This is a genomic window from Lysobacter sp. Root690 (genome assembly GCF_001427785.1).
Lineage (GTDB): Bacteria > Pseudomonadota > Gammaproteobacteria > Xanthomonadales > Xanthomonadaceae > Lysobacter.
Map to the genome: position 1 here is coordinate 430,933 of NZ_LMHM01000011.1, position 6,601 is coordinate 437,533.

Sequence of the window (6,601 nt, forward strand, 5' to 3'; positions counted from 1 at the left end):
AGGGGCGCCGCAGCGCTGGATGGACTGCGCGAATTGGGGCGCGAGCAGAAGCACGCGAAGCCGAGCCGTAGCCACGCACAGCCACAGCCACAACCTCGACTGCCTCGAGATCTAAATCGACTCCAGAATCAATCGATTCACCTCAAGCGGTAGCCCGATCCCGCGCAACCACCGCCTCGACCGGCGCAGCCTCGCAACTCAGCGCCACGCAACACTTGTGAACGAACCGATGCCGCGCCTCGTGATAACTGCGATCGGTGCCGAAGAAGTTGCGATACATATGCGCCAACTCTTCCGCGCCATAACTCTCCAACGGCTTGCGGCGCTCGTCGATCGCGCGGCGCCGGCGCTTGCTCGCCAACGCCTTGCGCACGCTGGCCGGATCGGCCGCGCGCTCGGCGCGCTGTTCGACGTGGGCGAGGAAGTCCGCGCCGCTGGCGCCGAACGCGGCGTCGATCAGGCCGATGCGCTCGGCAGCGGCGGTGCCGACCGGGCGCAGGCCTTCGGTCAGTTCCTGCGCCAAGGTCTCGCCGACCCGGCGCGGCAACAGGTAGGTCCAGTATTCCGAACCGTACAAGCCGCCCATGCCCTTGTAGTGCGGGTTCATGACCGCGCCGCGGCGCGCCCATACCTGGTCGGCGGCCAACGCGAGGATCACCCCGCCCGCGCCCGAGTTGCCCTGCATCGCCGAGATCACCAGATGCGAATCGGTCAGCACGATCTCGCGCACCAAGGCATTCATCGCCAGGATGTTGCGCCACGATTCCAGCGCCGGATCGGCCGCGGCCTGGATGGTGTTGAGGTGGATGCCGTTGGACCAGATGTCGCTGCCGCCCATCAACACGATGGTCCGGGTTGGCCGCCGGCGCGCCTGCAAAAACGCGGTGCGCAGGCGGTCGCATTGCGCGGTCGACATCGCGCCGTTGTAGAAATCGAAATGCAGATAACCCACCGCGCCGACTTCGCGGTAACGGATTTGCCGATAGCCATGGTCGCGCCTTCCGGCCACCGAGGTCGCGGGTTTCGATGCCCGCGCCACGATGCCGTGCAGGCGCTTTTCGCCCAGTACCCGCGTCGCCGGCAGCTTGATGCCGTCCTTCTCGCGCAGATGGCTGAGCCATAGCGCGCCGTCGCCGGTGGCGATGCAGACCGCGCCGTCGCGCTGTCCAAGCAATTCGCCGGGACGGCCGCGCAGCGACGGTTCGACGTGCGCGCCGAACACATGACAGCGCAGGCCGGCGATTTCGCCGCGCGCGCCGGGCGAACTGTCGCCGCTGCGGATGCGCGCGAGCAAGGTCGCGTCGTCCATCGCCCAGTCCAGGCTGCGATCGGCCGGGCGCATGCTCGCGCGCAGCCGGCCGCGCACGTCGGCGCGCGCGTAGTCCAGCGGTTGCGGTCGAAATACACCAGACTGATAGTCGCCGGATTCGAAACGCTCCACCGCATGCAACAACGCGCGCACCGCCGCGTCGGTGACTTCGTGCCGGTACAACTGGCTCTTGGACGCGCCGCGCATGGCGAAACCAGCGCTGGCCCAGATGTCGCCGGCGTCCATCTCGGCCGCCGCCTGCAGCACGGTCACGCCCCAATCGGGTTCGCCTTCGAGGATCGCCCAGTCCAGCGACGACGGGCCGCGATCGCCGACGATGCCCGGATGCACGATCAGGCAGGTATGCCGCGTCCAGATGTCGTCGGGGATCGCCGACTTCAGCATCGGCGCGACAATCAATTGCGGCCGTTCGCGCGCGACCGCGGCGCGCATGGTGTCCGGATCGGACGCGACCTGCACCGCGATCTGGTGGCCCAGTTCGCTCAGCTCGGCCCAGGCGCGCTGCGCCAGTCCGTTGTAGGCGGTGCACAGGAACAGGATACGCAGCGCCATCGCACGCTCCTTGTCACGAGGGTTGTTACGGCCAAGGGCTCGAATGTGTGCCAAGGCGTGTTCATAAACCTGAGCGGAGATCACAAATTCCTGCTGCACCGCAGCGGAATTGCATTTTTTCGACGGCTATCGCCGTTCCGTCAACGCGACCGTTTCGAGAGCAATTTCCGTGGCCGCTGGCTGCGCTCTACTGCGTTCGATCGAGCCGCCGGCCGAACCCGGGCATGCTTCGCGGCACGATGCATCCGCCCCTCGCGACGCCGCTGGACGCAGGCCTCGCGCATCGCATCGGCGTCCATCGCCACGCGCTCATGACGAGCGTGGGTTTCACCAGACCAAGGAGACGTCTGATGTCGATCAACCAAAGCAACCGCGTAATGGCCGCGTGTGCGTTCTGTTTCGGCCTCGCCTTTTCGATGAGCGCATTCGCCGCCACCTGCGAAGAGTGCTGGCAAGGCTGCTTCGCCCAACGCCAGATCTGCCGCGCGGCCGGAAACCCGCCGTCGGTGTGCACGGCCAACTACAACGCCTGCGGGCGTCGCTGCGGCTGCCAGATTCCCTGACAGCGCGCATTACCGTTCGTTCTCGATCGCCAACGATCCACCAAAGGAGAGCATCACCATGTTGCATAAACGCAATCGTATTTCCGCCGTCGTCGCCTTCTGCTTCGGCGTGGCCTTCTCGATGAGCGCATTCGCCGCCGGCTGCGCGGACTGCTGGGACGGCTGCTTCGCCGAACGCCGCGCATGCCGCGCCTCCGGGCAACCGGCGAGCGTGTGCTCGGCCAATTTCAATGCCTGCGGCAACGCGTGCGGCTGTCCGATTCCCTGATCCGATCGAGCGCATCCGGAGGAGCGCAGGCTCCTCCGGAACTCGCGCAACCACGCGCAGATTCGTGCCGCAGTGCAGCGAACCGGCACCCCGCACGCATGCCCACACCGCCATCGACACCCGTGCGTATCCGCAAGCGCCATCGCATCGACCCGCGGCACCGGATTCCGTAACGCCGGTCACATCCGCCATGACTTCACAGCAGTGGCCCGGCACCGCGCCGGTGATATAACCCTAGCGGCCCAGTGACGGGCACAAGGAGGAACAGTGATGTTGAGACTTACCACGCGCCGGCTGTCGATCGGCGCCGCGTTCTGCTTCGGCCTGGCGATGTCGCTCAGCGCCTTCTCCAGCGGCGGCACGCCCGAAGAATGCGCCCGCTGCTGGGACGATTGCATCGCGATCTTCGAACAATGCCGCGCCGAAGGCGGCGGAGCCGCGTGCTTCCGCGAACGCCAGGCCTGCGTCAACCGCTGCGGCTGCCGGGGCTGACCCGCTCTCCCTGTCGCGACCGCTTGGCACGAGCGGTCGTCGACGATTCATGGCGCACCACTCAAAGAGGACAAGGAATGAATTTCAAGTCGATCCTGACCACCATCCTGGTCGTGGCCCTGGCCCTGGGCCTGGGCGTAGGCGCGGGCTATCTGGTCCGCAACAGCGGACTGATCGGTGGCGGCGGTGGCGGCGCGCAAGTGACGCAAGGCGATTATTCGGCGGTCTACGCCAATGCCAAGGCCAGCGGCGGCGAAGTGGTGATGTACACCCTGTCGACCTGCCCGTTCTGCGTGAAGGCCAAGGCGCTGCTGGAAAAGCAGAACGTGCGTTTCGTCGAACGCGTGATCGACAAGGACCAGACCGCTCGCAAGGAAGCCGACGGCTTGAAGATCAACAGCGTCCCGGTGATCTACATCGGCGACAAGAGCATGCAGGGCTTCGATGAAGCCAAGCTGGTCGAATTGCTCAATGCGCATGCCAAGGCGGGCAAGCCGGCGGCGTAACGCGGGTTTTCCGGGTCCTACAGGATTTTCAGGTCTTATCGGACCTACATCGTTTCTAGTGGCTTTTACGATCCGGTCTTGTTGCATCCAGCAAGACCGGATTAGGTCGAGCCAACGCCACGACCGGCGCTGCGTTCCAACGCGGCGCCGGTCGTTCGTTGAATGTCGATCGCTAACAGGCTTGCGAACCTGAGTCGAATCGCGATTGTGGATACAACCTGATCGAACGCCACGAAGTCTTTTGTGGGCGGGGCTTCAGCCCCGACGCTTTTAGATCAGCCAGATGGATCGTTCGGCGGCGCCTGAGCGAAAAACCTCGGGGCTGAAGCCTCCCCACAAAAGACTTCCTGCAGCGCAGTCAAAGTCGCCACGCAATTCGGTGTCGACTTGCGATCGGCGAACCTGCCTACGACACCGATTCACCCCGCCCACAGCCGCAATGCCAGCGCGAATACCGCGCCCAGCACCGTGCCGCCGATCACCTCGGCCGGCGTATGCCGCGCCATGCGCAAGCGCGCCCAGGCCAGCAGCGGCAACGCACAGATGGCCACGATCCCGACCACCCGCCACAACGCCAGCAACGACACCGCCGCGAACGCCAGGCTGGCCATGTGCAGCGAAAGCTTGATCCAGCGATTGAACACCGCCGCCGCCACCAGCATCGCCGCGACCGCGACGATGCCCTGCGCCAGCGGCGCCGCCTGCCCGCGCATCCACCACCAACAGATCGCCAGAATCGCCAACAGCACCGCGTACAACAGCGGCCGCTCGCTGGCCTTGGACGCATCCACCGTCGACCAATGCCCGGCCCGGCGCCGCTGCAGCACGAACGCCCAGCACGCCAGCACCGCCGCCGAAACGCCGATCAGCGCATGCCCCAGCGCCTGCGGTGCAAGCACGCGCACGCTGACGAGGGTCAGCGCGATAAAGACCGCGAACGGATGCAGCGCGATCGAGACCCAGCGCGCGAACGCGCGGCCCGCCGTCGTCGGTGCGGCGTCCGGTTCGCGCGGCGACTGATGCGACATTCGCGCTTAGCGCCTCGGGCCGGCCGGGGGTTGTCGCGGTATCGCCGTCATTTCGCCTACGCGCGCAGCAACGGGCGCAGCGTGGCGCCGATCCGGCCGTCCCGCATGCCGCGCACCCAGCCCCATCACGCCGCTTCCAGCGCTTCCGACAAACGCTCGACCGCGATCACTTCCATCTCGCCGATCTTGCCACCACGCGGCGCGTTGCCCTTGGGCACGATGGCGCGCTTGAAACCGTGGGTCGCCGCCTCTTTCAAACGGTCCTCGCCGTTGGGCACCGGGCGGATCTCGCCGGATAAACCGACCTCGCCGAAGGCCACGGTCTGCTCGGCCAACGGCTGATCGCGCAGCGACGACAGCACCGCCAGCAGCAACGGCAGATCGACCGCGGTTTCCTGCACGCGGATGCCGCCGACCACGTTGACGAACACGTCCTGGTCGCCGACCGAGATGCCGCCATGCCGATGCAGCACCGCCAGCAGCATCGCCAGACGGTTCTGTTCCATGCCGACCGCGACCCGACGCGGGTTCGACAGCGGCGAGGAATCGACCAGCGCCTGCACTTCGACCAACAGCGGCCGGGTGCCTTCGCGGGTCACCATCACGCAACTGCCCGGCTGCGGGGTACGGCTACCGGACAGGAAGATCGCCGACGGGTTGGGCACTTCGCGCAGGCCCTTGTCGCTCATCGCGAACACGCCGAGTTCGTTGACCGCGCCGAAGCGGTTTTTGAACGCGCGCAGCACGCGGAAGCGGCTGCCGCTCTCGCCTTCGAAATACAGCACCGCATCGACCATGTGCTCGAGCACGCGCGGGCCGGCGATGCCGCCTTCCTTGGTGACGTGGCCGACCAGGAACACGGCCGTTCCGGTCTCCTTGGCGTAGCGCACCAGCCGCGCCGCGCTCTCGCGCACCTGGCTGACCGAGCCCGGCGCGGCGGCGAGTTGTTCGGTCCACAAGGTCTGCACCGAGTCGGCGACGATCAACGCCGGCTTCATCCGTGAGGCGTGTTCGAGAATGCGTTCGACCCCGGTCTCGGCCAGCGCATGCACGCCGTCGAGCGGCAGGCCCAGGCGCGACGCGCGGCCGGCGACCTGCGACAGCGATTCCTCGCCGGTCACGTACAGGCCGGGCAAGGTCTGGGCCATGCGGGTGATCGCCTGCAGCAGCAGGGTCGACTTACCGATGCCCGGATCGCCGCCGACCAGCACCACCGCGCCATGCACGAGACCGCCGCCGAGCACCCGGTCGAACTCGCCGATGCCGGTGCTGACCCGCGACTCCTCGCTGTGGCTGACGTCCTTGAGCGCGGTCACCGCCGGCGCGTCGGCGCGCCCGGCCCAACTGCTGCGGCGGCTGGCCGCGACCCCGCCGGCCCCGGCCTTGACCGCCGGCTCGACCACGAACTCGCTGAGCGTGTTCCAGGCCCCGCACTCGCCGCACTGCCCTTGCCACTTGTTGTAATCGGCGCCGCATTCGGAGCACACGTAAGCGGTGCGGGCCTTGGAGGCGGCGGACTTGCCGGAGGACTTGGACAGATTGGACACGGATGCGGGCACTGCGAACGAAGCGGAACCGCACTGTAGCGGCTGCCGGTCGCATCGTGCGAGACGCCGGCGCCGATCGCGGCAAAGTCCGACCACGAGTCGCGGTTATCCCTCGCCGGCCCATGCTCGGGCGGCCCCATGGGTTTGCCGTGGTCGTGAGCCGCGGACGCGAAACAGGTTTGCGTCGCGCGCGTGAGGTCGCGGTCGCGGTCGCGGCTTGCGCCGCTCCTACAGGGGGATACGAGCAATCGCTACATCTTGCGAATGCCTGCACGGTCGCGCCAACCCCCGCCACCGGCAGGCGTGGCGCAAGCC

At 67.1% G+C, this 6,601-nt stretch carries 7 protein-coding genes; 3 read left to right on the top strand and 4 right to left on the bottom strand.

Annotated elements, in window-relative coordinates; translation table 11 throughout:
• Positions 1–142: 142 nt before the first annotated feature.
• Positions 143–1,882: an enoyl-CoA hydratase-related protein gene (locus ASD86_RS07015; protein ID WP_200957216.1), complete on the bottom strand. Its 1,740-nt coding sequence runs from the start codon at positions 1,880–1,882 to the stop codon at positions 143–145.
• Positions 1,883–2,106: 224 nt separating this feature from the next.
• On the opposite strand from ASD86_RS07015, the gene ASD86_RS07020 reads away from it, so the two are divergent.
• A complete protein-coding gene (locus ASD86_RS07020) occupies positions 2,107–2,445 on the top strand; it encodes a hypothetical protein (RefSeq protein ID WP_056108659.1) in 339 nt (112 codons plus the stop codon).
• Between the two features lie 9 nt (positions 2,446–2,454).
• Here ASD86_RS07020 and ASD86_RS26505 read toward each other — a convergent pair whose 3' ends face one another.
• Positions 2,455–2,688 carry a hypothetical protein gene (locus tag ASD86_RS26505; protein ID WP_162253623.1) on the bottom strand — a complete coding sequence of 78 codons (234 nt, stop codon included), beginning with the start codon at positions 2,686–2,688 and terminating at the stop codon, positions 2,455–2,457.
• A 295-nt stretch (positions 2,689–2,983) separates the two neighbouring features.
• Here ASD86_RS26505 and ASD86_RS07030 point away from each other — a divergent pair, with 295 nt between their 5' ends.
• Complete coding sequence (locus ASD86_RS07030; RefSeq protein ID WP_056108666.1) at positions 2,984–3,205, top strand: hypothetical protein; 222 nt, start codon at positions 2,984–2,986, stop codon at positions 3,203–3,205.
• A gap of 77 nt (positions 3,206–3,282) precedes the next feature.
• Positions 3,283–3,711, top strand: coding sequence for a glutaredoxin family protein (locus tag ASD86_RS27385; protein WP_056108669.1), 429 nt, complete (start codon positions 3,283–3,285; stop codon positions 3,709–3,711).
• A gap of 419 nt (positions 3,712–4,130) precedes the next feature.
• Here the strand turns inward: ASD86_RS27385 and ASD86_RS07040 are convergent, their stop codons facing one another.
• Positions 4,131–4,739 (bottom strand): hypothetical protein, encoded by a 609-nt coding sequence (locus tag ASD86_RS07040; RefSeq protein ID WP_056108673.1) that lies wholly within the window; start codon positions 4,737–4,739, stop codon positions 4,131–4,133.
• 125 nt (positions 4,740–4,864) lie between these two features.
• A complete protein-coding gene (gene radA, locus ASD86_RS07045) occupies positions 4,865–6,277 on the bottom strand; it encodes a DNA repair protein RadA (protein ID WP_056109192.1) in 1,413 nt (470 codons plus the stop codon).
• Between the last annotated feature and the right edge of the window lie 324 nt (positions 6,278–6,601).